Below are 24,908 nucleotides of genomic sequence, written 5' to 3'. Positions count from 1 at the left end.
GCTAGGCTTCCCCTCACTCGATTGGCATGGTGGCGTAGTTTTGCTGGAGGACATGGACACGGTTGCCGACCCGGCCCCCCAAGCCCATCTGCGGCAATGGCAGATCGGGCGGTTCGTGTTCGATCCTGCCGCGCGCACGCTGTGTGCCGACGGCGCCAGCGAGCGCATTTCCGGCAAGGCGGCCCGCGTGCTGCAACTGCTGGCCGAACATGCTGGCCAGGTCATCAGCCGCGAGCAACTGATCGCCGAAGTCTGGGACGGCAATGCCTACACCGGCGCCACCGCACTGACCCACACCGTCTCGCAGCTGCGCCGCAGCCTGCGCGCGACGGAACCGGACGACGCGCCGATCGAGACCATCTCCAAGTCAGGCTACCGCCTGCTCTGGCCGGCGCAGCGACGGCCAGCGACCCTCGGCGCAGCCCCGCCCGCGATGCCGGTGGCGGCCGAGCCCGCGGCGACCATGCCCGCCGCGGCCACCAGCCGCCTGTCGCCGCGGCAGCTCACCGCACTCGCCCTGCTGCTGGCCCTGCTCGCGCTGGCCGCCGTGCTGCTGTGGACTCGCCGGCCCGGTGCCGGCGCCCAGCAGGCGCCCACGCCGCGCCCCATGACCACGCTGGAAGGCGTGGAGCAGTGGCCGGCTTATTCAGCCGACGGGCGCTTCCTCGCCTATGTCTGGCGCCGCACCGGCGGCAATCCGCGCTTGCGCGTGGTGGACCTGCAGCAGCCGAATGCGGTGCCGCGCGAGTTCAGCGACCCGCAAAACCTGATCGAGCGGCCCGTGTGGCTGGGCGCCGACCGGCTGGCCTACCTGCAGGCCGAGCATGGCGAGCGCTGCAAGCTGATGACGCTGTCGCTGCAGGACGGCCAGCCGCGCGAACTGGCCGACTGCGTGCACGTCAACGGCGCGGCCGCGCTGGCCGCCTCGCCAGACGGCGCCTGGCTGGCCTTCACCCGCCGCAGCCTGAAGAGCGCCAGCGGCCAACGGCTGCAGCTTCGCCGCCTGGCGGACGGACAGGAACGCACGCTGGCCGAGGCGCCCGCCGGCCTGGGCTATGGGCAGATGGACTGGTCGCATGACGGCAAACACCTGGCGGTGATGCTGCTGAAGGACACAGTGGCCGGCCTGCTGCGGCTGGACGTGCAGAGCGGCGAAGCGCTGCAACTGATCGAGGCCGACAAGCCGATCTGGGCCATGGCCTGGCGGCAGGACGACACCGCGGTGGTGTTCTCCGCCGGCTTGGCGGGCGACTTTGCGCTCTGGCAGGTGGACCGGGATGGCGGCGCGCCGCGGCGCTTTTCGCGGGTGGAAAACGTGACCAGCCTGACCGCCATGCCCGCCGGGGCGAACGGAGCGGGGGCTGCAGGCGACATGGCCGCCAGCGTGCAGCTGTTCGACGACCACATCGAGCGCTACGCCGCGGCCGATGGGCAGGCGCAGCTGCAGCTTCGCGAGGCCATCCGCTCCACCAGCCGCGACCTCTACGGCGACGCCTGCGCAGACGCGGAGCACGTGCTGTTCATCTCGTTCCGCTCGCGCCGCATCGGCCTCTGGTACCGCGACGGCGCCCAGGCTGAGCCCCACGAGCTGCCGCTGCCGGAAGACGGCACGCCCGAGCCGGCGGGCTGCAGCCCGGACGGCAAGTTCTACGCCACCGCCATGACCCCGCTCGCCGGCCGCCCCGGCAACCGCCTGGTGGTGGGCCGGCTGGACGGTCCGGCCGATGCCAAACCTCAGGTGATCGAGCTGCCGGCGATGCTGTCCAACGCCAGCTGGAGCGAGGACAGCCGCTCGCTGATGCTGGTCTCGGACGATCACAACGGCAGCGCCGCGCTGTGGCGCTTCGATCTGCCCACGCAAGGGCTGACCCAACTCTCCGGCGACCAGGCCCGCTTCGGACAGGAAGTGCGCACCGAGGGCCGGCGCTGGCTGTACTTCAGCCGTGAAGGCCTGCGCGGCCTGTGGCGCCGGCCGCTGAACGACGACGGCAGCACCGGGGGTCCCATCGAACTGGTGCTGGAAGACCTGGCACCCAAGGACTGGGGCAACTGGCGGTGGCGCGATGGCGCGATCTGGCGCATCTCACGCAGCGCCAGCGCCGACCGGGTGCTGCGCCGGGATGCCGGCGGCCACGACCAGACAATGCTGGAGCTGCCGGCCGGCGCGGTGGGCGCCTACCGCTCGCTGTCGGTCGATGGCCGCGGCCAGGCGCTGGTCACACGCAAGGGATCGGCGCAGGCCGACCTGGTGCGCGTGCCAGAAGCCCCCTGAGCTGCGCCTTCCGCAGGGCACGAAAAGGCAACGGCTGCCGGTTCCATGACCGCCATGCCGGCAGCAGGCTGGTTTTTTTCTGGAATCCCTTGGTTTTTGCTGGATCGGCTGGCCAGCCCCTTCCATGAGGAACACCGGTTGCGAAACTGGCTGCACACACACCGGCAGATCGCTCGGTGATGCGCACCACCGGAGTCTCTTCATCATGAGCCAAGCAGTTCCCCGCAAGACCGTCCTCGCCCTGGCGCTGGCCGCCCTCAGCCCCTGGGTCCAGGCCAAGGTGGCCGAAGTCGAGCCCAACAACAGCTGCGCCATCGCGCAGGACATCGGCGCCGCACCGGGCACCTCCGTCACCGGCGAGATCGTCACCGGTGACGTGGACTTCCACCGCGTCACCGCCACGCCCGGCAAGCTGCTGCAGGCCAACCTGTCGGCCAATCTCGGCGGCGGCGGCAGCTTGCTGGACAGCATCGTTGGCGTGTTCGACAGCAGCTGCCAGCAGATCGCGATGAACGACTACGCCGGCCCGGACATGGACTCGCGTGTGCTGTTCAAGGTGCCAGCCGATGGCGTGGTGATCTTCGCCGCCGCCGGTTTCCCGGACTTCTTCTTCGAAGGCAGCCCTTACGAACTGGGCACCTACACCCTCAAGGTCATCAAGCCGGCCGCGCCCTACCTGACCGGCACCGTCACCGAAGCCAGCACCGGCCAGCCGCTGCCGCCCAACCTCGGCCCCGTCTCGCTGCTGCACTGCGACGGCCCGGGCTACGACACCTGCCGCGACGAAGTGGTCACCCTGCCGGTTGCGACCGACGGCAGCTTTGCGCTGTCGCTGGGCGGCATGGACCCTGGCTACTACCAGCTGCACACCGTGCCCAACGGTTACGGCAGCACCTACTCCGCCCCCTTCGCCTACGAAGGCCCGGAGACCGTTGCCAAGATCGCGCTGAAGGTCAAGCCGCTGCCGGTCACGCTGTCCTCGCCCACCGCCTGCAAGCGCAGCACGCAAGGGGGTGACTGCAGCTTCAGCGTCACGGTCACCAACACCACCGCGTCAGCCATCGACGTCGACGTCTGGACCGTGGTGGACGCCAGCCCCAGCGGCGCGCCTTACGGCACATCCAACTTCATGACCGGTGCCGCGGCCTACACGCCGGCGCATGTGCAGATCGCCGCCGGCGCTTCGGCCGTTGTCAGCCAGGTGCTGCCGATTGCCAGCGCGCTCACCGGCGTGACCGGCCAGGCCACGGTCTACGTCGGCAAGATCGGCAAGCCGCTGGCCACCATGGGCCAGACCGGCTTCGGCTTCACCGTCACCGCCCGTGGCACCAGCAGCCTGAGCCTCACGCAGGCCAAACTGATCCATGAAGGCAATCTGCGGCGCGAAAAGGCGGCCCGCCAAGCCACACTGGGCGCCCGCAAGTCCGTTGCCGGCGCCACCACGGTCAGCTTCACCGGCACCCTGCTGAACGCTGACACCGGCACACCGGTGACCCAGCCCTTCCCGCCCTACGTCAACCTGTACGCCTGCGCCCAGCCCGGCTATGCGCTGTGCACCGGCTACATCGATGGCGCGCAGGCCGGCCTGGACGGCAGCTTCAGCATCGACACCCGCAAGCTCGCTGCCGGCCGCTACCAGTTCTGGGCCACCGGCTCCACCGGCTTCGACATCGGCTACTCGGCCACCTTCGACTACGACGGCACGACCGCACCGGTCACCAACTTCACCATCCCGCCCAAGCACATCGTCGTGGCCAACGTGAAGGGCTGCGCCAACGGCGACGCCCTGCCCGCCGGCAGCAAGTGCAGCTACAGCTACGACCTGAGCAACACCGGCACCACCGCCAAGACCCTGGCCTTCTGGACCTCGGCCCTGGTGCAACCCACCGGCTCGCCCGCCAATACCACCGCCTTCAGCGTGCCAAGCGACGGCGGCCAGGCGCAGACGCTGATCACGCTGCAGCCTGGCGAAACCCGCAACATCGCCAAGCCACTGCCGCAAATCACCAAGCTCCAGTCCGGCGCCCAGTACTTCCCTTCGCTGTGGCTGTCCACCCCCGACAAGCCCTTCGAAATCCAGGGCTTCGACCTGGTGCCCACGGTAACGGTCGTGGCGCCCTGACCGCGGCGCCTGATGCCGGGCTGGCGGACCTTCGACCCACCAGCCCGGCTCACACCACGTCCGGCAGCACCAGGTGGAACACGCTGCCCTGGCCTTCGCGGCTGCGCACGCCCACGCTGCCGCCTTGTGACTCGATGATGCGGCGGGCGAGCGCCAGGCCGATGCCGACGCCGGCGTAGCGCTTGGCGGTGCCTTCGCTGAGCTGGCGAAAGGGCATGAAGATGCGGGACAGGTCGGACCCGGCGATGCCGATGCCGTGGTCCTCCACCTCGATGCGCAAGCCCCGGTCACCGTCGCGCTGCGCGCGCAGCTGCAGCACGCCCTGGTCAGGCGAAAACTTGATGGCGTTGGCCAGGTAGGTGGCCAGCACCTGCTTCAGGCGCAGCGGGTCCAGCATGACGCTTTGCACCGCCGGCGCAATGCTCACCTGCAGCACCTGTTGCCTGGCTTGCAGCTGCTCCTCGAAGACGGCTTGCAACTCGGCCACCAGGCTGGTCAGCTCGGTGCGCTCGGGCAGCAGCGGGAGCTTGCCGGCTTCGGCCCGCGAGTACTGCAGGATGGTGTCGATCAGGCCCAGCAGTTGTTGCCCGCTGCGGCCAATGAGGTCCAGGAATTCCTCGTGCTTGGGCGAGCCGGGTGCCACGGTGCCGGAGCGCAGCAGCCTGGACAGGCCCAGCACGGCATTGAGTGGCGTGCGCAGCTCGTGCGAGAGATTGTTCAGGAACGCCTGCTGGACCCGGCTGCTTGCCTGCAGGTTGCGGTTCTCGGCCTGCAGCTGCACGGCGGCCAGCCGCAGGGCCTGGGCCTCCTGCAGCGGCGTGATGTCGTGCACCACGGAGCGGCTCATCAGGAAGCGCCCCTGATCGTCGTAGATCGCGGTCGCACTGATCTGCACCCTGCGCCGCGCACCGTTTGCCGACAACAGGTCGAATTCGAGGTCCTGGACCCGGCCAGTGGCCTGCAACAGCGGGAAGTTCAGGGCGAAGGCGTCGCGGCCTTCGTCGGTGAAGAAGTCTGTGATGCGGCGCTGGCCGATCAATTCGCTGGCAGGAAGTCCCAGCCATGCGGCGCTGGTGGCATTGACATGCACGAACACGCCGTTGGCGTCGAGCGAGTGGTAGCCGCAAGGGGCCTGGTCGTAGAGGTCGCGGATGCGCTGGGCCGACTCGGCCAGCTCGGCCTGCATCTGCTTGCGCTCGGTGATGTCGCGCGCGGCGCAATAGATCAGCTCGCGGCCGTCGATCTCGGCGGCCCGGCTCTGGACCTCGACCTCGATCAGGCTGCCGTCACGACGACGGTGCCGGGTTTCGAAGCGCTGTGTCTCGCCAACCTGGATGCCGCGCAGGCGCTCGGCCAGCTCTGTGTCCGTCATCACCGCTTCCCAGCTGCGCACGTTGCGGCCCGGCATGGCCCTGGGGGCCTGGTCCAGCATCGTGGCAAACGAGTCGCTGCAGCGCACAAGGGCGCCGCTGCGGTCCAGCACATGAATACCGTCGCAGGCCACCCGCAGCAAGGTTTCGCTGCGGCGGGCTTCGGCCAGCAGCGCACGACTGGCCGCCGTCTGCCGCCGCGCGCTGCGCAGCGCGATCACCGATCCCCCGGCCATCGCCAGCGTCAACGCGAGCAACAGCCCCAGCAACTGGGCGCGTTGCTCGTGCCAGGGCGAAAAGAAGTCCTCGGTGCCCAGGCCCACCAGGACCATCAGCGGATACGGTTTGACCTGTCGGTAGGCAGTCAGGCGCTCGACCTTGTCCACCGGGGTGACGGACATGAAGCTGCCGCTGGCCGGGTTCGCCCGCACCGCCGCGGCCAGCTCGGCCGACACCACGGCGTTGCCCACCGGCACCGGCTGCGCCGCAGCCAACGGACTGTGGCGTGCGATCAGTTGCAGCGACGTACTGCGCAGTGTCACGGCGTCCTGCGGCCCCAGGTCCATCGCGCCAAGGATCTGCTGGAAATGATCGACCGCAAGCGTGGCATAGACGACCCCGTCGAAGCTGCCATCCGGCCGCTCCAGCCGCCGCACCACCGCGATCACCCACTTGCGGCTGATGCGGGCCTGCAGCGGCTCTGACACCTGCAGGCTGTCACTGGCCTCGTCACGCGCACGCTGGAACACTAGGCGGTTGCTCATGTTCACCGGCGCGCCCGCCACACCCGGGCCATGGCGCACCAGACCGGATGCGTCGGCAATGCGCAGGCTGTCCAGCACCGGCAGCACGCGCATCTGATCGGCCAACACGGCCTCGACGACCGGGTCGGTCGACTCGCTGGTCTGGCCACTGCGGCGCAGCGAGGTCCTCACGTTCAGCAGCGCCAGATCCACCTGGGCCAGCTCCGAGGCAATCGTCTGCTGCAGCGTGGTGGCAAGGTTCTCGCTGGTGGCCTGGGCGCGCTGTGCGTGCGTGCGGTAGCTGCCTTGCAGGGCCAGCGTGGCGAGGCCGGCAAGGAACGCCAACATCACCAGGTTGGCGAGCACGAGCCACCGCGCCAGGCGTCGGTCCAGCCCGAGCGAATCCACCGTGGCTAGAGTGGGCGCAACATCCATGTCCATTCCACTGCTGCTCGCGGCGTGTACGTCGCACACCGCATCTGACGTAGCTCCCTGGCCACGCAGCCGCCGCAACAACAGCAACCGCGAAGGGCGTCGGCAGCGGACGGTTCACGCGCACTGCCTGTTTGAGTGTAGGAGCCACTTCAGCAGGCACACCCGCGTTCACCGACGTATTTTCCCGGATGGGCCTCTGTGAGAGAGCGCAACCCAGCCGGCAGGCGAGCACGTCCCACAAACGTGTGGCGGCCAGCGAACTGGCCGCAGCTCGACAGCGCCGGGCGCTGAAAACCGATGCGCGCCAGCGAAGTCTGGCCCACCTCGCCGGTGCCGACGCTGCTGACCAGCGGCACCTGCTTCATGAGCCCGATCACCTGCACAAGATCGGTGTCGCGTCTCAGAAGGGACGTGGCCGCGGAGACAGCGGCCGAGGCCGTCGGCACGGTGGTGGCCACCGGGCGTTCCTTCGCCCCGGCCAGGCTGCGGCAATCAGCTCGTCCTTGCGCACCACGCTTCCCCGCCCCTCGATCAAGGCAAGCAGCAGCATGAAGGCGGACCGGCCGATCTTGACCGGCTTGCCCTGCACAAGCAGCTGGTGCTCGTCGACCCTCAGCTCCCAGCCCTGGTAGCAATGGATCACATCGGTTGTCGCTTGCAGCTTCATGCGCCAGACAGCCGTTGATGCAGCTCGGGACACCGAGCCAGGCGCGCTGCGGGAACCTGGTTTGGCCAGCCCCTGCGAGGCCGCCAGCTCGTTTCAGCCGGCGAAGGCGCACGGCCAAACCCGCTCCGGGCGCTAAGCCCGCAGCGGTGAATGGCGCAATTCTAGTGACGGATGCCCCATCGCGGCGACTCGGGGCATGCGAGTTGAATCCGTGGCGCCACATCCGCTCACCGAGCGTCAGCGCCAGGTTACGAAGTCAAGAAAGGCCGGCCGCGCGCAGCAACCGTCAATGGCGAGGATCGGCTTGATGATGGGCCGGTCTCGACGCAAAAGCCGGTCCGTCCCGGCTCCCCGATGTCCTCCTGGCTTCAGCGTGCCATGCCGGCCTCGCGTGCCCATTTGAAGGACAGGCCGGTGTGCCGTGTCACCGCATGCGGCGGGCGATGCCATTCGACCCGGATGCCGCGCCTGGCAGCGTCGGCGCTGAATTCGTCCAGCAGGTCCCGCACGTCAGGGTCCACGAAATCGGCCCGGCTGGCATCCACCAGCAGCACGCTGCCATCGGGAATATGGGCCAGGCTTCGCTTGAGCGCCACCTTGGCCAGGAAGGTCACGTCCTTGCGAAAGGTCAGCAGCACATGGTCGTCATGCCGTGCGACGGTGAACGGCCGCAACAGGCTGACGCGCACGCTCATCGCCACGCTGAAGGCCACCCCGATGCCGATGCCGATCAACAGGTCGGTGGCCAGCACGCCGGCAATGGTGGCGACAAAAGGCAGAAGGCGGTCCGGCCCCTGGCGCGCAGCGGTGACCAGCAGCGAAGGCTTCGCCAGCTTCAGGCCGGTGAAGATCAGGATGGTCGCCAGGCAGGCCAGCGGGATCAGGTTGATCAGCTCGGTGAGCAGGAACACGCTGGCCAGCAGCAGCACGCCGTGCACCACGGCCGACTGCCGGCTGCGCGCGCCGGCGTGCACATTGGCCGAGCTGCGCACGATCACCGCAGTGATCGGCAGCGCGCCGAGCAGGCCGGCGGACAGGTTGCCCACGCCTTGGGCCTTGAGCTCGCGGTCCGGCGCGGCGCGGCGGCGCTCCGGGTCCAGCCGTTCGACCGCCTCCAGGCTCAGCAGGGTTTCCAGGCTGGCCACGATGGCCAGCGTGAGCGCGAGACCCCACACCGACGCCTGGCCCAGCGCCCCCAGGTCCGGCCAGACCAGCACCTGCTGCACGGCGCCCCAGGAATCCAGCGCCGGGAGGTTGACCCGGTGCTGCACCGGCGGCGCCAGTTGCGGCCAGAACAGGTCCAGGCCCAGCGTGACGACGATGCCCAGCGCCACCACCGCCAGCGGCGCGGGCACGGCCCGCACCAATGCGAAGCGGCGCAGCGCCGGGCGGTCCCACAGCGCCAACAGCAAGGCGGAGCCCAGTGCGATGCCACAAGCGGAAAGCGACACATGGCCCAGCGATGTCTGCAGCAGACCGGCTGCCGGCACCTCGGAGAGACCCGCTGCTTGAGGCACCTGTTTGATGATCAGCAACAAGCCGATGGCCGCCAGCATGCCGCTCACCACGGACGAAGGCACGTAGGCCGCGAAACGCCCCGCCTTCAACAGGCCGAAGCCGAATTGCAGCATGCCGGCCAGCATCACCGCCGTGAGAAAGGCCCCATAGCCGCCTACGCTGGCGATGCCTTCGACGACGATCACCACCAGGCCCGCGGCCGGCCCGCTCACGCTGAGCGGCGAGCCGCTGAGCAAAGCCACCACGAGGCCACCAATGATGCCCGACAGCAGGCCGGCAAGCGGGTCCACGCCGGAGGCGTTGGCAATGCCAAGACACAAGGGCAGAGCCACCAGGAACACCACGATGCCAGCCGGCACGTCATGCCGGAGGTCCTGGAAGGTCGGGCGGGAGGAAGACATGGGAGAACCTCACGGTCACATGAGAATGAAGAGGCGATGCAATGCCCTCACGCCACCGCGGTGGCGCGCAAGGCAAGCGCGGCAGCAAAGAAAGGAAAGGCGGGGGAAAAGCGGCTGGCAGGCGCTTCAGGCGGCTTGCAGTGCCGCAGGCCCGTTCGCGCCATCGGCAGCGTCTTCGTCGTCCAGCACGCGCAGACGGCCGCTGTGCAGATCGAACATCCAGCCATGCACCCGAGGGCGAGGCTCGGCATGGCGCACCAGCGCGGTGGCGCGCACCTGGCGCACCTGCTCCAACACGCTCAGCTCGGCCAGGCGGTCGGCCCGGGCCGCTTCAGGCAGCGTGCCCAGTTCGGCGAGATGACCGTGCGCCAGCATACAGAGCGGGGCGATGCGCCGCGTGAGATGCGGCATGCCGTCCGGCACCCCCGCGAGCGCGGCACGCACGCCACCGCAGCCCGAATGGCCGCAAATGATCACATGCGCCACCCGCAGCACGCCGACGGCATATTCCAGCACGCTCATCGTGTTGGCATCGTCCGTCGGCACCAGGTTGGCAATGTTGCGGTGCACGAAAAGCTCACCCGGGCCGGCATTGGTGATGGCCTCGGCCGGCACGCGACTGTCCGAGCAGCCGATCCACAACACGCCGGGGCTCTGGCCCTGGGCCAGCGTGCTGAAAAAACCGGCATCGACCTGGGCCAACTCGTTTGCCCACGCGACGTTTTCTACCAGAAGACGCTTGGTCCGACTCATGGCGTTTCCCTGAAGTTTTTGTTGCACCGCAGCATATCGAGCAGTGCTCGTGAAAACGGTAACAACCCGAAAACCCTGGGGAATACCCGCAAAAGGCAGCTTTTTTCGATCCCTCGGCTGAGGCAGCGCCGGCCTCCCGGCCGCGACGTGGCCGCGGCCGTATCAGGCCCAGCCGGGGCAGCTATTTTCAAGACTCGAAGAAAACAAAGGCCTCCATCGGTGGGCGCGGCCTGGGAAGCCGGGGCCGCAGCGCGGTGCCAAGCGTGATGCAGCAGATCGCCTGCTCACCCTCGGCCAGTTCGAAGGCGCGGCGCATCGCATCGCTGCGCATGCCGCGGCCGCTGGAAAGGCCACTGGCGAAGCCGTGGGCCTCGGCGGCGAGCAGCAGGTTCTGGATGGCGGCGCCCAGGGAAACGAGTTGCTCCTCGGGCGGCACCTGCTCGTGGCCGGACTGAAGGCGGGCGATGGCCAGCACCAGCACCGGGCCGCGGGCAGCCTTGGCGCGGGCGTCGGCGAGCTGGTCTTCGGTGGCCGCCGGGTCGCGCTCGTGCAGCGCTTCGGCAAAGGCATGTGACAAGCGTTTGCGGCCTTCGGGCCCGAGCACGATGAAGCGCCAGGGCAGGAGGCGGCCGTGGTCCGGCGCGGTGGCTGCAGCGCTGAACAGCGCGCGCAGCACGACCTCTCCCGGGCCGGGTTCAACCAGGTGTTTCGGGCCGGTGTGCTGGCGGGACTGCATCAGGGCCGCCAGCATGGTGGCGGGTTCGGGCGAGGCGTCTGAGGTCATGGTGGGTCCACCGGTTCTTCGGGTTCGACGGGGCCATGGCGGCGCTGGCGGAAGAGCCACGCCGCGCCGCCCAGCAACAGCAGCAGCGGCCCCAGCCACAGCAGCCAGGTGGCGGGTTCCAACGGCGGCTGGTAGCTGATGAATTCGCCGTAGCGCTGGACCAGGAAGTCGATGATGCCGCGGTCGCTGTCGCCGGCTGCCACGCGCAGCGCGATCTCGCGCTTGAGGTCCAGCGCCAGCGGCGCCTGCGAGTCGACCAGCGAGCCGTTCTGGCAGACCAGGCAGCGCAGCTGGCGGTACAGCACCTGCAGGCGCTCTGGGTCCGGCTCGGGGGCGGACGCGGGCTGGGCCAGCGCGGCGGCGGGCAGCGTCAACAGCCAGGCGAAGCGCTGTTTCATGGTCATGGCGCCTCCAGCTTGGGCAGCAGGTCGCGGTCGATGACTTCCTGGGTCAGCGCGCCCACGTGGCGGAAGGCGATGTGGCCCTCGGCGTCCACCAGGTAGGTCTCTGGCGCGCCGTAGGCGCCGAGCTCGATGGCCAGCCGGCCGTCGACGTCCACCAGCGTCAGTGCAAACGGGTTGCCGAGTTCGGCCAGGAAGGCGGTGGCGTCCTGCGGCGTGTCGCGGTAGTTCAGGCCCACCAGCCGGCCGCCCTGCCCTTTGGCACGCAGCCGCGCGGCCAGCGCCATCAGCAGTGGCTGCTCCTGGCGGCAAGGGCCGCACCACGAGGCCCACAGGTTGACCAGCCGCGGCTGGCCGTCGGCCACCACGGTCTGCAACAGGCCGGGTGCCCTGCCCAGCACCGGGCGCGGCAAGGCCGGGAAGGCGGCCCCCAGCCGGGCAGCAGGCAGCGTGCGCGGCCGGCCTTGCCACAGCGCCGCAGCCAGCAGCGCCAGCAAGCCCGCCAGCAGCAGGCCGGACAACCACAGTCCCGGGCGCCGGCGCTTCATGCCATCGCTCCTGCGCCCACCAACACGCCGGCCTTGCGGCCGCGCCGGGCGGCAGCCGACAGCGCCGCGCCCGCGGCCATCAGCAGCGCGCCGGCCCAGATCCAGCGCACGCCGGGCTTGTGCTGCACCCGCAGGCTCCATGCGGCCGACAGGCCCTGGCCCAGCGGTTCGCCCATCGCCACGTAGAGGTCGCGCCACAGGCCGGGCGCAATCGCGGCCTCGGTGGTGGGCCGGCCACTGCCGATGTAAACGCGCTTCTCGGCGCGCAGCAGGCGCGGCGCATCGCCTTCGCAGCCCCAGCGGAACTGGCCGACGCGGGCCAGGTAGTTCGGGCCGATCTCGTCGTGCAGGCCCTCGAACTTCAGCGGGCAGCCGGCCAGCGCGGCGGATTCGCCGGGCGCCAGCCGCACATCGCGCTCCTGGCCGTAGCCGTTGGACAGTGCCACGCCAGCGGTGAACAGCGCCACGCCCAGGTGCGCCAGCACCATGCCGCCTGGCGACGCGCCAAAGCCGCGCCAGCCGACGCTGCGCATGCGTTGCCAGGCCCAGGCCAGCGTGCTGCCGGCAACACCCAGCGCCAGCCACAACGCCAGCGCGCTGCCCCACTGCCAACGGTCGAACACCACCCACAACAACAGTGGCACCGCGACCGCGCCCAGCGCCATCAGCAACGCAACCGGCCGCAACCGCGTGAGCAGTTCCCGCCATGGCGAAGCGCCCCAGCGCAGCCACGCTGCCGGCACCAGCAGCGCCAGCGCCAGGCCCAGCAGCGGCCCCAGCACCCGCTCGAAATACGGCGCACCGACCGACAACCGGCCCAGGCTCAGCACCTCCATCGCCAGCGGGTACAGCGTGCCCAGTGCCACGCTGGCGCAGGCGACGACGAGCAGCAGGTTGTTCAGCGCCAGCACGCTTTCGCGCGACACCGCCGCCGGCAGCGGCGCGGCCTTGGCCGGCGACAGCCGCTCCGGGTGGCGCGCATACAGCACGAAGCAGACCAGCAGCGTCAGCGCCATCAGGCAGAGCAAGGCGCTGCCGCGCAGCGGGTCGCTGGCAAAAGCGTGCACGGAGGTGAGCACGCCCGAGCGAACGAGGAAGGTGCCGAGCAGGGCCAGCGCCCAGGCAGCCATCGCCAGCAATGCGCTGGCATGGGCGAAGCGCCCGCGCTGATCGCGCCCGGCCTGCACGTGCAGCAGGGCGGCCAGCGCCAGCCAGGGCAGCAGCGAGGCGTTTTCCACCGGGTCCCAGAACCACCAGCCGCCCCAGCCCAGCTCGTAGTAGGACCACCACGAACCCAGCGTGATGCCCACCGACAGGCAGGCCAGTGCCGCCGCGGTGAACGGCCGCGCGCGGCGCACCCAGTCGGCCGGCGCGCCCCAGGCCAGCGTGGCCAGCGTCATCGCAAACGGCAGCGCGGTGCCGGCATAGCCCAGGTACAGCAGCGGCGGATGCAGCGCCATCGCCGGGTCCTGCAACAGCGGGTTCAGGCCCTGGCCTTCGCGCAGCGCGGCAGCGCCCTGCCAGGCCTCGAACGGGTTCGCGCCGCCCAGCAGCAAGGCCAGCAGCCCCAGGCTCAAGGCGCCCAGCACACCCAGCACCCGGCTGGCCCAGACCGGCTCAGCCGCGCGCAGGCCCCAGGCCGCTACGGCGCTCCAGCCGGCCAGCAGCCCGGCCCACAGCAGCAACGAACCTTCGTGACCGCCCCACACTGCGGCCAGCCGGTAGACCAGCGGCATCGCGCGATGGCTGTGGTGCACGACGTAGGCGATGGTCAGGTCCTGCGCCGCCAGCGCCCAGGCCAGCACCACCAGCGCGGCCAGCAGGCTCACGGTTTGTGCCACCAGGCCGATGCGGACCAGGCGCCCTGCCCGGCTTGTGGCGGCGGGTTGCGCCAGCCACGGCCCGATGCCAGCGCCGGCCTGCAGCAAGCCGGCGGCCACGGCCAGCCACAGCAAGGTGTTGCCCAACAGGCCCAGGCCGCTGCTCATCGGGCTGCCTCTCGGCGCTCAGAAGGACATGCAGACATCGGCCCTGACCCTCAAGACTGACTCTTGCAAGAACCGGCGCTTGTAGTCCGCCACCAGGGCTCGGATGGCCGCGTCGCTGGCGGCATCGTCTTCGTGCAGCAGGCTCAGCACAAACGAGGCCTCACGCACCACCGCCCCGTCAGCACCACGCCATTGGCCGGCGGCTGGCCACACGCTCAGCCCTTGCGGGAAACGCGGCGTGACACTGCTGCGCAGGAATTCGGCCCAGTCCTCGGGCGAAACGGCACCTTCCGGCCTGGCGGTGCCGAAATACAGCGTGTCGCTGATGGCGCGCGTCTCGCCCGCCGCGCACCGCAGCGCCGGCGGCGTGTTGGCACAGCCGGCCATCAGCAGCGCACCCAGCTGCAGGCTCAGCAGTAAAACGCAACGGATCATGGCGCGGAAGCCGGGTTGGCCGGGGCCAGCCCCGGCGGGGTGTAGTTCTCGTCGTGCTTGGCCAGCACTTCCTGCGCCTGCAGGCTACCGTCAGCCGCCAGCCGGCCCTGCACGATGGCGCCCTTGCCTTCGGTGAACAGGTCAGGCAGCACGCCGCGGTAGTGCACCACCAGCGTGTGGTCGGCATCGGCCAGAACGAAGCGCACCGCCAGGCTGTCTGCCTCGCGCTGCAGCGAGCCCGGCTGCACATAGCCGCCGATGCGCAGCGCGTTGTTGTCCGCCTGCGGCCTGGCGGACAGTTCGCTGGGCGTCAGGTAGAAGACCAGGTTTTGCTGGAAGGCATTCAGTGCCAGCGCCACAGCGGCGCCAGCCAGCATCAGCACCGCGGCCCAGATGGCAAAACGCCGTTGCCGCGGGCTCATCGTGCATCCCCCTCGGCGGCGGCCTGCGCCGCGCGCAAGCGCCTCGCGCGCGCGGCCAGCGCCAACCATTCGCAGGCCAAGGCTGCGGTGACCAGTGCCAAGCCGGACCAGACGAACACGCCGTGCCGGCCCATCTGCAAGAAGCTGGCCCAGTCGGACCAGGCAGGGTGCAGCCACTCAGGCATGCAGCACCTCCGCTTGCGGCAACTCGTCCTGCCAGCGCAGCGCCAGCTGGCGTTCGGCGATCACGAGTTGCACCCGGCGCAGCGCCGTGGCCGCGGCATAGGCCCAGGCCGCGGCGGTCATCAGCAGCAGGCCGGCGAGCATCACCGGCGCCATCTGCGCCTGGCCGGGCGTGAGCGTTGCGCCCTGGTGCAAGGTGTTCCACCAGCGCACCGAGAAGTAGATCACCGGCAGGTTCAGCGCGCCCAGCAGCGCCAGCACCGCGCAGCCACGGTCCGCCCGCTCGCCTTCGTCATGCGCCTGCAGCAAGGCCAGGTAGCCCAGGTAGAGGAAGAGCAGCAGCAGCGAGGTGGACAGCCGCGCGTCCCACACCCACCAGGTGCCCCACATCGGCTGGCCCCACAGCGAGCCGGTGGCCAGGCTCAAGGCGGCGAAGACAGCGCCGGTGGGCGCCAGCGCATGCGAGAGCCAGAACGCCGTGCGCACCCGCCAGACCAGGCCGACAAAGCTCCAGGCGGCCATCAGCGCGTAGATGAACATGCTCATCCACGCCGCTGGCACATGCAGGTAGATCAGCCGGTAACCCTGGCCCTGCACCGCATCCGCAGGCGCCACGCCAAAGCCCAGCCACAGCCCGGCCAGCAACAGCAGCCCGGCGACGACCAGCAGCGGCCGCACCAGCTGCGCGGCGAGCGCGGCGAGCCGCGGCGGCGCGGCAAAGTAGAACAGCCAGCGACCAGCGTTCACGGGGCGGACGGCCGGCAGGCAGCGGGCAGCTGAAGCGCGGCGGTGGGGAGAAAGGCAATGGCGAGCATGAGGCACGGCGGCGCGCCGTTCGGGCGAAGCCGCCTATTCTCCGGGAACTCGCACACCGGCCTTCTTCACCCCCAGGTCTTGAGCACCCACAGCCAGCCGCTGGCGGTGATGAAGCTGGCCAGTGTGGTGATGAGCAGCACCGCGGCGCAAAAGCCTTCCCAGTGGTAGCGCAGCGCCATCATCGGGTAGATGCTGAGCATGGGCGCGGCGGCCAGCATCAGGCCGGCGTTGCGCAGCTCGGGCGAGACCGCCGGCAGCAGCCAGAAGGCCAGCGCCACGGCCATCGGGTGCATGACCAGCTTGCCCAGCATGACCGCGCCCATGGCGCTGCGCTGGCCCTCCAGCTTCGCGCCGTGCAGCGAGCCGCCGATCACGAACAGCGAGACGGGTGACGCGACCACGGCCATCATCTGCAGCGGCCGCATCAGCAGGTCCGGCAGCGTGAGCCCGGTCAGCGAGAACAGCACGCCCAGCGCCATCGCGACGATCAGCGGCGTGCGCACCAGCTGGCCGAAGACGCGCTGCAGCGTGGCGCGCCAGGGCACTTCGGCGTCGCCCTGCGCGGCCAGCACCAGGGCCAGCGGGATGATGATGAGGTTCTCGACCAGCATGGTCAGCGCCAGCGCCACGCCGGCCACCGGGCCCAGCCACTGCACTGCGATGGGGTAGCCCACGTAGGCGCTGTTGGAAGACGACACGCCCATGCCCAGCAGCGCCGAATGCGGCATGGTGCGACCCTGGCGCAGCCGGGCCCAGGCGGTGGTGCCCAGCAGCATCAGCAGCGAACCGGCGGCATAGGCGCCGAGGTAGTGCACGTCGAAGATCTTCGCGATGGGCTGGCGCGCCAGCGCATGGAACAGCATGCAGGGCAGCGCCACGTTGACCACGAAGCGGCCGATGGTGCGGAAGTCCGGCGCGTCGAACAGGCCGCCGCGGGCAATCGCATAGCCCAAGGCCATCAGCAGGTAGATCGGGGCGGTCAGCAGCAGGATGTTCAGCATCGGCGCGAGCAGGCGGGAAAAGGAAAGCCCCGCGAGCGGGGCTTGATGGACGAGGGCGATTGTCTATCGCAAGGCCTTCAGCTGCATGCTGCCCGGCAAGGGCACCGAGCGTCTGAGCACGCCTTCGGTGAGCCAGTCGGCCGAGCGCCGCGCGCGCGCGGCCACGGTGGGCAGCGGCATCTGCTGGTAGTCGTCGTTGAAGACCTCGAAGCTGTAGTCGCCACGGTAGCCCATCTGGCTGAGCCGGGTGACCATGTCGGCCAGCGCCTCGTTGTGCACGCCTTCGCCGGGGAAGACGCGGAAGTGGCGCGCGGTGCTGATGCGCTCTTCCACCGAGCGGATTTCCTGCCACATGAAGTCCGCCAGCTGGACGAGGAAGATCTTGTCGGGGTCGACCAGGTCCAGTGCGTCCAGCGGGGTCTTCATGGCCAGCAGGTGGAAGGCGTCCAGCCCCAGGCCGAGGTTGGGCGCATCGGCCCGCTCGACGATCTCCCAGGCCTGCGTGAATTCATTGACACTGCGGCCCCAGGACAGCGCCTCGAACGCCACGCGAATGCCCATGGGCACCGCCAGCATGGCCAGCTTGCGCAGGTCGCGCGCCATGTCGGCCACGCTGTCGCTGGCATGGCTGGAGGTGGACGAACAGGCCAGCAGCACCTTGGCGCCCACCGCGTGGCACATCTCCAGCATGGACTTGGCCACGTCCACCTTGTAGGCATGCAGGTGGCCGGACAGGCCTTCGAAATCGCGCAGCACCTGGAAGCCGGTCACGCGCAGGCCGCTGTCGCGCACGGCCTGCACCGCGGCGTCCACGCCTTGCGGATGGCCGACCAGGTCGCGTGCCGACAGCATCACCTGCTCGAAGCCGGCCGCGCGCATGGCCGCCAGCCTGGCCTCCAGCGGGCCGGCCAGCGTGATGGTGTCCATGCCGAAGTCGCGGAAATTACCCGCGGCGGGCGCGCTGGCTGACGGCTTGCCGTTGGCGTTCATCGGCCAGCCTCGTCATGGACCAGCTCGAAGCTGACACTGCCCAGCCAGGTGCGGGTGAGCGCGCCACGCTCGGGATGCCGGGCGGGTGCCTCGCCTTGCAGGTCCGTCTGGAAGGCCACACCGCGGGCGGCGAGCGCCTGCACGGCAGCCGGCACATCCGGCGCGCCCAGGCCCAGCCGCGCGAAGCGCTCGCTGGACTCGATGACAAACACCTCGGGCTCGATCAACTGCAGGTAGAACGAGCGGCAAGGGCTTTGCAGGATGTGGCCCTTGGGCAGGATGCCGAAGCGCTGCTCGTCGGGCAGCTCGGTGAAGCTGAACAGCTCGCAGTAGAACTCGACCCAGTCGTTCATGCGGTCGTTGCCGATGTACTGCACCAGGCCAAACCAGTGCAGGCCCTGCAGCGCCGGTGGCTTCGGGTTCACGCCGGGAATCGGCACGAAGTCCACGTCGTAGATCGAGAACTCGCGGTAGCGGTCGACGAAGTAGATGCGGCTGCTGCCCACGCCGTGGATGGCCGGGATGTTCAGCTCCATCACCTCGACCTGCGCCGGCACGCCCCAGGCGCCACGCGCCAACACCTGGCGGTAGGCCTCGGATGCATCGCGCACGCGCAGCGCGATGGCGGCGATCTCGGGCTGCTCGCCCAGGTGGGGGCCGCCGGCCACCGAGCCGGTGTGGGCATTGATCACCACGTTCATGTTGCCCTGGCGGTAGAGCAGCACCTCGCGCGAGCGGTGGCGAGCCACCGGCTGGAAACCCATGTCCTCCAGCACCTGGCCCAGGGCCTGCGGCCGCCGGGTGGTGTATTCGATGAACTCGATGCCGTCCAGCCCCAGCGGGTTGGATTCGATCACCGGTTCGCGCTGGAGCGCGGCAGGCAGGGTCTGGGTAAGCGTCATGGCAGCAGTGGGTAAGGCGTCAAGAGGCCAGGGTGTGCGACTGGTGCGGCGTGTGCAGCGCGTCACCGGCAGCAGGCGTGGCGCCAGGCCGGCCCAGGTCGTGCATCTGGATGCGGTAGGTTTCGCGGGCCGACCAGCAGGCGGTTGCGGCAATCGCGCAGATGCCCAACGTGAGCGAGCCGACGATCAGCGGAATGTTCTGCGTGCCGGGAGGCGCAACGGTGGCAAACAGCGCCGGCAGCATCGCGGTGATGGCCGTGCCCACGTTCTGCGAAAGCGCCATGGCGGTGACCCGCGTGCGGGTGGGGAACAGCTCGGGGAAGAAGCTGGGGAAGACCGCGTTGTAGCCCTGGTAGACCACGCCCCACATCAGCAGCGACATCAGCACCGCGAGCGGCACGTTGGCAATGCTGATCGCATACAGGTAGGCGAAGGACAGCAGGCCGGCCAGCAGCGCGCCGACGATGATCGGCGGCCGGCGGCCGATGCGGTCGGAGAGCTTGCCAATGAAGGGGATCACGATCACGGCCAGGATGTTGCCGGCCACCGGGATCCACAGGTAGACCTCCTTGTCGAAGCCGATGCCGTAGGCCTTCTGCACCGCATAGGCGCCGCCGAAGATGGTCGCCACGACCGGGATCACGTTCATCAGCGCCATGCAGACGACACGGAACATGTCGGCCTTGTTGCTGGCAAAGGACTGGGTGATGGGCGCGCGCAGCTTCTCGCCCTTCTTCGCCACCTCGGCAAACGCGGGCGTCTCGTCGACCTCCTTGCGAATGAAGTAGCCCGCGATGATGACGACAAAGCTGAGCAGGAACGGAATGCGCCAGCCCCAGGTGTTGAAGTCCTCGCTGGGCAGGAAGTGCGCCAGCGGCAGGAAGACGGCGGCTGCCAGGATCTGGCCGGCCTGCACGCCTTGCAGCGTGAAGCTGGCGTAGTAGCCGCGTTGGCCGTAAGGCGCGTGTTCCAGGATCATCGAGCTGGAGCCCGAAATTTCGCCGGCCACCGCAAAGCCCTGGATCAGCCGCATCACCACCAGCAGCACCGGCGCCCACAGGCCGGCCTGTGCGTAGGTCGGCAGCAGGCCGACGGCCATGGTCGAGAAGCCCATCAGGAACATGCACAGCACCAGCACGTTCTTGCGGCCGTGCGTGTCGCCGTAGTGGCCCAGCACCATCGCGCCGATCGGCCGCGCCACGTAGCCCACGCCGTAGGTGGCCAGCGAGGTGACGATGGCAATCGTCGGGTTGCCTGCGGGGAAGAAGATCTGCGGAAAGATCAGCGCCGCGGCGGTCGCGTAGATGAAGAAGTCGTAGTACTCCAGCACCGAGCCGATCCAGCCGCTGGCTGTGGCTTTGCGGGTCTGGCTGGCGGCGTGGGAATCTGCGAAGGGCTTCGCGCTTGACCTGCTCATGGTGTCTCCTGTTGTGATGGCGGGAGACAAGAGGCCTGAATCGCACCCCACAAGGCTGTCGCCTGCCACGAGACGGGATTCCAGCACCGGCACCCCGAAGACACCAGCGATTTGCGCGATGATCGCGCACCCTGCGCGCTTTGCGGACCAAAAAGGGGTTTTCACTGAGCGCAGAGACGCGCCAGGCCCTGCTTCAGATCAAGGGCGCCAGCCCCAGCGCCGCCTCGCGCAGCAAGGGCAGCAGCCGCACGGCCAGGTCCTCGGTGGTGTGGGTGACCGCCTGCACGGTGCAGCTCATCGCGGCCTTGCACTCGCCCTTGCGGTTGAGCAGCGGCACCGCAATGCCCACCAGGTTCATGTCCAGCTGGCGCTCGGTGATCCAGTAGCCCAGCGCACGTGCGGTGCGGCAGTTCTCCAGGAAGCGCTGCGGGTCGGTCACCGTCTGGCCGGTGTAGCTGCTGAACTCGTGCACCGCGGCCCAGGCCTTCAGCGCCTCGTCGCTCCAGGTCGACAGCATGGCCGTGCCCGGCGTGACCACATGGGCCGGCGCCCTTGCGCCCACGTGATGGCCAATCGACACCAGGCGCGGCGAATTGCTGCGCGCCACGTAGATCACCTCGTGCCCGTCCAGCACGCTGACGTTCACCGTCTCGCCGCACTGCATGGACACGCGCTGGATGAAGGGCTGCACCAGGCGCGGCAGGCGCGAGGCATTGAGGTAGCTCTGTCCCAGCCGCAGCACGCGTGGCGTGAGCCAGAAGTATTTGCCGTCGGTCGCCATGAAACCGAAGTGCACCAGCGACAGCAGGTAGCGCCGCGCGGCCGTGCGGGTGATGCCTGCGCGCACGCCCATCTCGCTGGCGGTCATGCGCACATGGTCGTCGTCGAAGGCCTCGATGACGCGCAAGCCCTTGCCCAGGCCATCGATCACGTCCTTGCGATCGATCTCGAACGGCGGGGTGTCATCCATGGCAGTGAAGAGGAAAGATACGGGAAAACCCGCGTTAGGCACGATCAGCGCCCGGAGCGCGCGATTATCGCGCGCATCGCTTGTCGCCTGCGCCGCGCCTGCCTATCGTCATGCCCATTCAGTGCCCCGCCGTCCCGGCGCGGGCCTGCTCCCAACATGGCCACTGCAATGATCACTGGCAAGACCACCCTGGTCGCCCACCTGGGCTACCCGACCGCGGGCTTCAAGGCCCCGATGATCTACAACCCCTGGTTCGAACGCCGTGGCATTGACGCAGTCGTCGTGCCCATGGGCTTCAAGCCCGAGGACTACGCCGCCGGCCTGAACGGCCTGCGGCGCCTGACCAACCTGCGCGGTGCGCTGGTCACCATGCCGCACAAGGTCGCCACGCTGGCGCTGATGGACGAGGTCACGCCCACCGCCGCGGTGGCCGGCGCCTGCAACGCCATCCTGCTGCGGGAAGACGGCAGCCTGCTGGGCGACCAGTTCGACGGCGCCGGCTTCGTGCGCGGCCTGCAGCGCAAGGGCTTTGCGCTGGGCGGCAAGCGCGTGCTGGTCTCCGGAAGCGGCGGCGTGGGCTGCGCCATCGCTGCATCGCTCGCCGCGGCCGGCGTGGCCGAGATGCAGCTCTTCGACTCGAACGCAGCCGCCTCCGATGCGCTGGCCGGCCGCCTCGCCCAGCACTACCCGCAACTGAAAGTCGGCCTCGGCCGCAACGACCCTGCCGGCATGGACCTGATCGTCAACGCCACGCCGCTGGGCTCCCGCGAAGGCGACCCCCTGCCCTTCGACGTGGACCGCATCGCGCCCACCACCTTCGTCGGCGAAGTCGTCATGCGCCAGCGCATCACTCCCCTGCTGGCCGCCGCCCAAGCCCGTGGCTGCCCCATCCAGGTCGGCACCGACATGCTCTTCGAAATGATCCCCGCCTACCTGGAATTCTTCGGCTTCGGCATCGCCACGCCGGAGGAACTGCGCGAGAGCGCGGAGTTGCCGGACGGGGCTTGAGCGCTGCGGGCCGCCCTGGGCAAAACGGATGCACGAGCGGCAGCAGGCTACCCGCCCGCGCCGACCGCTGCCAACAGGCCTGACGCCGCCTGCTTGTCCCTGATCGGCGGCTGCCCATACATCCTGGTGTATTCGCGGCTGAACTGCGAAGCGCTTTCGTACCCCACCTCGAAAGCGACCTGGCTCATGTTCTTGCCCTTGGACAAGATCAAGCGGCGTGCCTCGATCAACCTGAGGTGCTTCTGGAACTGCAGCGGAGAGAGCGATGTGATGGCACGAAAGTGCTGGTGGAACGCCGAACGGCTCATGCCGGCCGCCGCCGCCAGCCGCTCAATCTGCACGGGCTGGGCATGGTCCGCACGCAGGATGGCCACAGCTCGCGCAATGCGTCGCACATGGCTGTCGGGCAGGCCCAGGCAGCGGATGGCCGGGCCTTGGCGGCCCAGCAGCAGCCAATGGTGAATCTCTCGGATCAAGCCATCCTTGAGCACCGCGAGTGATTCCGGGCGATCCAGCAGCAGCACCAGCCGACGCAGAGCGTCGCGCAGGTCCTCGCGTGTGTCGGGCGCGACTTGCGGTGGACAGGCCTCGGGCGCATTCACGATCAGTTCCGTGATCACGGCCGGATCCAGGTCCAGTGCCAGCGCCAGGTAGGGCTTGGCGATGCTGGCCTGGCTGATCCGACTCGCCGTCGGCCGGTTGCCCGTGACGATCATCGTGTCGCCGGCGGCATAGGACGACACGCCACTGTCCATGGCGACGCGCTTGCGGCCCTGCAATACCAGGCACACCAAGGGACTGACCACCGTGTGCTCCAACTCGCTGGGTGCCGCACGCTGGACCAAGGACAGGCCTTGGACAGGCCTGACGGTGACCCCTTCAGCCTGCTTGTGCTTTCCCGTGTAGCGCAGGATCGCCTGCTTCAGCTCCTCGGACATGGCGCATTCTGTCCATGACGGCTGTCCAAGTAAAACCGGCCTGGACAATCAGGCAAGCAATGTCGACGTTCGGGCACGAGCCAAGGCCGCCTCGACCCTAGAGTGGGCGCATCGACCCAGGAGACCCGCACATGCCCCAGTTGCCTCACGAGATCCCCTCCAGTTCAGGGAAGCCGCTCGCCGCTCACTGCGGCGTGCAGGTGCTGGGCGAACAAGGCGTTGAAGGCCGCAAGGCATTCTTCATTCGGATCGAGGCCCGGCCTGGACAAGAAGAGGCGGTGGCGCAAATGCTTGGAGACATCCGGGCATGCGTCGAAGATGAGCCCGCCACGGGACCGTGGTTTGCCTTGCGGTTTTCACAGACGAGTTTTGCCATCTTCGAGGCCTTCCCCGATCTGGCAGGGCGCCAGGCGCATGTCGAGGGCGGTGGTGGCGACATCTTCCGCGACCTCGCGCGCATGAACACCATCCTGGCCGATGCGGCCACGGTGCACCGCGTCGATGTTCTCATGAGCAAGGACCACTTCTCCCATCACCCGGCGGATTGATGGGCTTGGCTGCCGCCAAACCGTCTGCACACGGATCCAGCGCCAGTCGCGCACCCTGGCCAGCACGTCCCGCAGTTGGATGCGGACGGGCCTGGGACCCAACGACCCGGCCGCCATGGAAGAGCTCGCCGACTGGCGCCTTGCGACCCCTATGCATGGGCCTCACCTATGCGTAGTTGCCTGTCGCAGAGCGGGCGTTACTGAGGCAGGACGCGCCCTGCAAGCCCTCGATGTCGTGAGCATCTACACATGGTCCTTGCCCGCAGGTGCACTGGCGGCTCCACAACCTGGAGACCGCCATGTGCACCAAGCCTTGTTCTCGCTCCCATTCCTCGGGCCGTTCCCGCAGCTGCAATCAGCTGGACCGCCACATCCCGGGGTACCGGCAGTACCTCTCGGCTGGGCCACCTTCTTGTCGTCCTGCGCGCCGACAACGCCATCGCGCCTAGGCCGCTGGACATGACCGAGCTGGCGCAGGAACTGCGTCGCTACGACCACATGGAGCTGGTGCGAGGCCTTGCCCCGAAGACACGCGAGGGCGCTCTGCGCCTCGTCGAGGCCTTGCTGCGCAAACACTTCGGTGACGACACCATCCAGTTCGATGTAATCACGCCGGAACGCGTGCGCCGCTTCTTCGCCGCCCAGGCCAAGAACTACAAGGCGCCAACGAGCCTGGGCGCCGTGGTCTCGGCCCTGCGCGGCTACTTCCGCTGGCGTGCGACGCTGGGTGACCGTATCCATGCGCTGGTTGGCGCGCTGGCGTACCCGGCGAACTGGCAGCTGGCAGCTGGCATCGTTGCCCCAAGCCGCAGGAACTGGCAGAGGTCGAACAACTCGAGGCCGCCCTCGGCCAGGGCGGCCCGTCGATGCTGCGTGCTGACACCATGGTGCGCCGCATGCTCGATCTGGGCCTGCGCAGCGGCGAGGTCGCACGCCTGGGTCTGGACGATATCGACTGGGAAGCCGGCACGATCACCTTGCGCCGGACCAAGGGCCGGCGTGAAGACGTGATGCCCTTGCCGGAAGCCACGGGGCGAGCCATCGCCGCATACCCTCGCGACGAGCGACCGAAGACCCAACACCGGATGGTCTTCGCCCGGCACATGACGCCACGGGAACGACCGATCGGCCCGGACCTCGTGCGCAAGACCATCCGCCAGCCCCTGGCCCCCTGCTGGCGCAAAACAACCGGGTCTGACCACCGCAAAGCAATCTTGGAATGGGCAAATGCGGGGGCTGCAGCTGCCGAATTCACCTGACGCGTGGCGCTGTCGCA

General features: G+C 69.1%; 24 protein-coding genes and 1 pseudogene. 6 read left to right on the top strand and 19 right to left on the bottom strand.

What is annotated here, in order from left to right:
• Nucleotides 1–52 precede the first annotated feature (52 nt).
• Nucleotides 53–2,272 (top strand): winged helix-turn-helix domain-containing protein, encoded by a 2,220-nt coding sequence (locus LRH25_RS09035; RefSeq protein ID WP_231011014.1) that lies wholly within the window; start codon nucleotides 53–55, stop codon nucleotides 2,270–2,272.
• A gap of 205 nt (nucleotides 2,273–2,477) precedes the next feature.
• Nucleotides 2,478–4,394 carry a hypothetical protein gene (locus tag LRH25_RS09030; protein ID WP_141288334.1) on the top strand — a complete coding sequence of 639 codons (1,917 nt, stop codon included), beginning with the start codon at nucleotides 2,478–2,480 and terminating at the stop codon, nucleotides 4,392–4,394.
• Nucleotides 4,395–4,443: 49 nt separating this feature from the next.
• Here LRH25_RS09030 and LRH25_RS09025 read toward each other — a convergent pair whose 3' ends face one another.
• The 18 genes from LRH25_RS09025 to LRH25_RS08940 form a co-directional block, all read right to left on the bottom strand.
• Nucleotides 4,444–6,942 (bottom strand): PAS domain S-box protein, encoded by a 2,499-nt coding sequence (locus LRH25_RS09025; protein ID WP_170200919.1) that lies wholly within the window; start codon nucleotides 6,940–6,942, stop codon nucleotides 4,444–4,446.
• A gap of 149 nt (nucleotides 6,943–7,091) precedes the next feature.
• Nucleotides 7,092–7,400 (bottom strand): hypothetical protein, encoded by a 309-nt coding sequence (locus LRH25_RS09020; protein WP_141288336.1) that lies wholly within the window; start codon nucleotides 7,398–7,400, stop codon nucleotides 7,092–7,094.
• Nucleotides 7,343–7,609: a winged helix-turn-helix domain-containing protein gene (locus tag LRH25_RS09015; protein WP_170200920.1), complete on the bottom strand. Its 267-nt coding sequence runs from the start codon at nucleotides 7,607–7,609 to the stop codon at nucleotides 7,343–7,345. Before LRH25_RS09015 ends, LRH25_RS09020 begins: the two co-directional genes overlap by 58 nt.
• A 368-nt stretch (nucleotides 7,610–7,977) precedes the next feature.
• Nucleotides 7,978–9,528 (bottom strand): SulP family inorganic anion transporter, encoded by a 1,551-nt coding sequence (locus LRH25_RS09010; RefSeq protein ID WP_231011013.1) that lies wholly within the window; start codon nucleotides 9,526–9,528, stop codon nucleotides 7,978–7,980.
• A gap of 126 nt (nucleotides 9,529–9,654) precedes the next feature.
• Nucleotides 9,655–10,281, bottom strand: a complete 627-nt coding sequence (locus LRH25_RS09005) for a carbonic anhydrase (RefSeq protein ID WP_141291509.1) — start codon at nucleotides 10,279–10,281, stop codon at nucleotides 9,655–9,657.
• 187 nt (nucleotides 10,282–10,468) lie between these two features.
• A complete protein-coding gene (locus LRH25_RS09000) occupies nucleotides 10,469–11,065 on the bottom strand; it encodes a nitroreductase family protein (RefSeq protein WP_231011012.1) in 597 nt (198 codons plus the stop codon).
• A complete protein-coding gene (locus tag LRH25_RS08995; protein WP_231011011.1) occupies nucleotides 11,062–11,469 on the bottom strand; it encodes a cytochrome c-type biogenesis protein in 408 nt (135 codons plus the stop codon). Before LRH25_RS08995 ends, LRH25_RS09000 begins: the two co-directional genes overlap by 4 nt.
• Nucleotides 11,466–12,014, bottom strand: a complete 549-nt coding sequence (locus tag LRH25_RS08990) for a DsbE family thiol:disulfide interchange protein (RefSeq protein ID WP_231011010.1) — start codon at nucleotides 12,012–12,014, stop codon at nucleotides 11,466–11,468. Before LRH25_RS08990 ends, LRH25_RS08995 begins: the two co-directional genes overlap by 4 nt.
• Nucleotides 12,011–14,002, bottom strand: coding sequence for a heme lyase CcmF/NrfE family subunit (locus tag LRH25_RS08985; protein ID WP_231011009.1), 1,992 nt, complete (start codon nucleotides 14,000–14,002; stop codon nucleotides 12,011–12,013). Before LRH25_RS08985 ends, LRH25_RS08990 begins: the two co-directional genes overlap by 4 nt.
• Nucleotides 14,003–14,020: 18 nt before the next feature.
• Nucleotides 14,021–14,437 carry a DUF3574 domain-containing protein gene (locus LRH25_RS08980; RefSeq protein ID WP_231011008.1) on the bottom strand — a complete coding sequence of 139 codons (417 nt, stop codon included), beginning with the start codon at nucleotides 14,435–14,437 and terminating at the stop codon, nucleotides 14,021–14,023.
• Nucleotides 14,434–14,859: a cytochrome c maturation protein CcmE gene (gene ccmE / locus LRH25_RS08975; protein WP_141291817.1), complete on the bottom strand. Its 426-nt coding sequence runs from the start codon at nucleotides 14,857–14,859 to the stop codon at nucleotides 14,434–14,436. Before ccmE ends, LRH25_RS08980 begins: the two co-directional genes overlap by 4 nt.
• Nucleotides 14,856–15,044, bottom strand: a complete 189-nt coding sequence (ccmD, locus tag LRH25_RS08970) for a heme exporter protein CcmD (RefSeq protein ID WP_141291815.1) — start codon at nucleotides 15,042–15,044, stop codon at nucleotides 14,856–14,858. The genes ccmE and ccmD overlap by 4 nt, the downstream gene beginning before the upstream one ends.
• On the bottom strand, nucleotides 15,037–15,789 hold the full coding sequence (gene ccmC / locus LRH25_RS08965) for a heme ABC transporter permease CcmC (RefSeq protein ID WP_231011007.1): 753 nt from the start codon (nucleotides 15,787–15,789) through the stop codon (nucleotides 15,037–15,039). The genes ccmD and ccmC overlap by 8 nt, the downstream gene beginning before the upstream one ends.
• A gap of 134 nt (nucleotides 15,790–15,923) precedes the next feature.
• Nucleotides 15,924–16,859: an AEC family transporter gene (locus LRH25_RS08960; protein WP_141291499.1), complete on the bottom strand. Its 936-nt coding sequence runs from the start codon at nucleotides 16,857–16,859 to the stop codon at nucleotides 15,924–15,926.
• A 63-nt stretch (nucleotides 16,860–16,922) separates the two neighbouring features.
• Nucleotides 16,923–17,849, bottom strand: a complete 927-nt coding sequence (locus LRH25_RS08955; RefSeq protein WP_231011006.1) for a sugar phosphate isomerase/epimerase family protein — start codon at nucleotides 17,847–17,849, stop codon at nucleotides 16,923–16,925.
• Nucleotides 17,846–18,751, bottom strand: coding sequence for a 4-hydroxyphenylpyruvate dioxygenase (locus LRH25_RS08950; RefSeq protein ID WP_231011005.1), 906 nt, complete (start codon nucleotides 18,749–18,751; stop codon nucleotides 17,846–17,848). The genes LRH25_RS08955 and LRH25_RS08950 overlap by 4 nt, the downstream gene beginning before the upstream one ends.
• A 19-nt stretch (nucleotides 18,752–18,770) precedes the next feature.
• A complete protein-coding gene (locus LRH25_RS08945; RefSeq protein ID WP_141289404.1) occupies nucleotides 18,771–20,168 on the bottom strand; it encodes an MFS transporter in 1,398 nt (465 codons plus the stop codon).
• Between the two features lie 193 nt (nucleotides 20,169–20,361).
• Nucleotides 20,362–21,138, bottom strand: coding sequence for an IclR family transcriptional regulator domain-containing protein (locus LRH25_RS08940; RefSeq protein WP_141289403.1), 777 nt, complete (start codon nucleotides 21,136–21,138; stop codon nucleotides 20,362–20,364).
• Between the two features lie 168 nt (nucleotides 21,139–21,306).
• Between LRH25_RS08940 and LRH25_RS08935 the strand changes: the two genes are divergently transcribed.
• Nucleotides 21,307–22,146 (top strand): shikimate dehydrogenase family protein, encoded by an 840-nt coding sequence (locus tag LRH25_RS08935; RefSeq protein ID WP_231011125.1) that lies wholly within the window; start codon nucleotides 21,307–21,309, stop codon nucleotides 22,144–22,146.
• Between the two features lie 47 nt (nucleotides 22,147–22,193).
• Here the strand turns inward: LRH25_RS08935 and LRH25_RS08930 are convergent, their stop codons facing one another.
• Entirely contained in the window at nucleotides 22,194–23,084 is an 891-nt protein-coding gene (locus LRH25_RS08930) for an AraC family transcriptional regulator (RefSeq protein ID WP_141286775.1), read from the bottom strand.
• 131 nt (nucleotides 23,085–23,215) lie between these two features.
• Between LRH25_RS08930 and LRH25_RS08925 the strand changes: the two genes are divergently transcribed.
• The 3 genes and pseudogenes from LRH25_RS08925 to LRH25_RS08920 all read left to right on the top strand — a co-directional run bounded on the left by LRH25_RS08925 (nucleotide 23,216) and on the right by LRH25_RS08920 (nucleotide 24,891).
• Nucleotides 23,216–23,632 (top strand): putative quinol monooxygenase, encoded by a 417-nt coding sequence (locus tag LRH25_RS08925; RefSeq protein WP_141286776.1) that lies wholly within the window; start codon nucleotides 23,216–23,218, stop codon nucleotides 23,630–23,632.
• 249 nt (nucleotides 23,633–23,881) lie between these two features.
• A pseudogene (locus LRH25_RS33275) lies at nucleotides 23,882–24,286 on the top strand (hypothetical protein); the annotation flags it as partial.
• A 119-nt stretch (nucleotides 24,287–24,405) separates the two neighbouring features.
• Nucleotides 24,406–24,891, top strand: a complete 486-nt coding sequence (locus tag LRH25_RS08920; protein WP_310742422.1) for a tyrosine-type recombinase/integrase — start codon at nucleotides 24,406–24,408, stop codon at nucleotides 24,889–24,891.
• Nucleotides 24,892–24,908: the final 17 nt, after the last annotated feature.

It is taken from the genome of Ideonella azotifigens (assembly GCF_021043325.1).
In the GTDB taxonomy this organism is placed as follows: domain Bacteria; phylum Pseudomonadota; class Gammaproteobacteria; order Burkholderiales; family Burkholderiaceae_C; genus Ideonella; species Ideonella azotifigens.
Note: the sequence above shows the minus strand (reverse complement) of the source record. Positions and strands in the feature narration are given on the sequence as shown.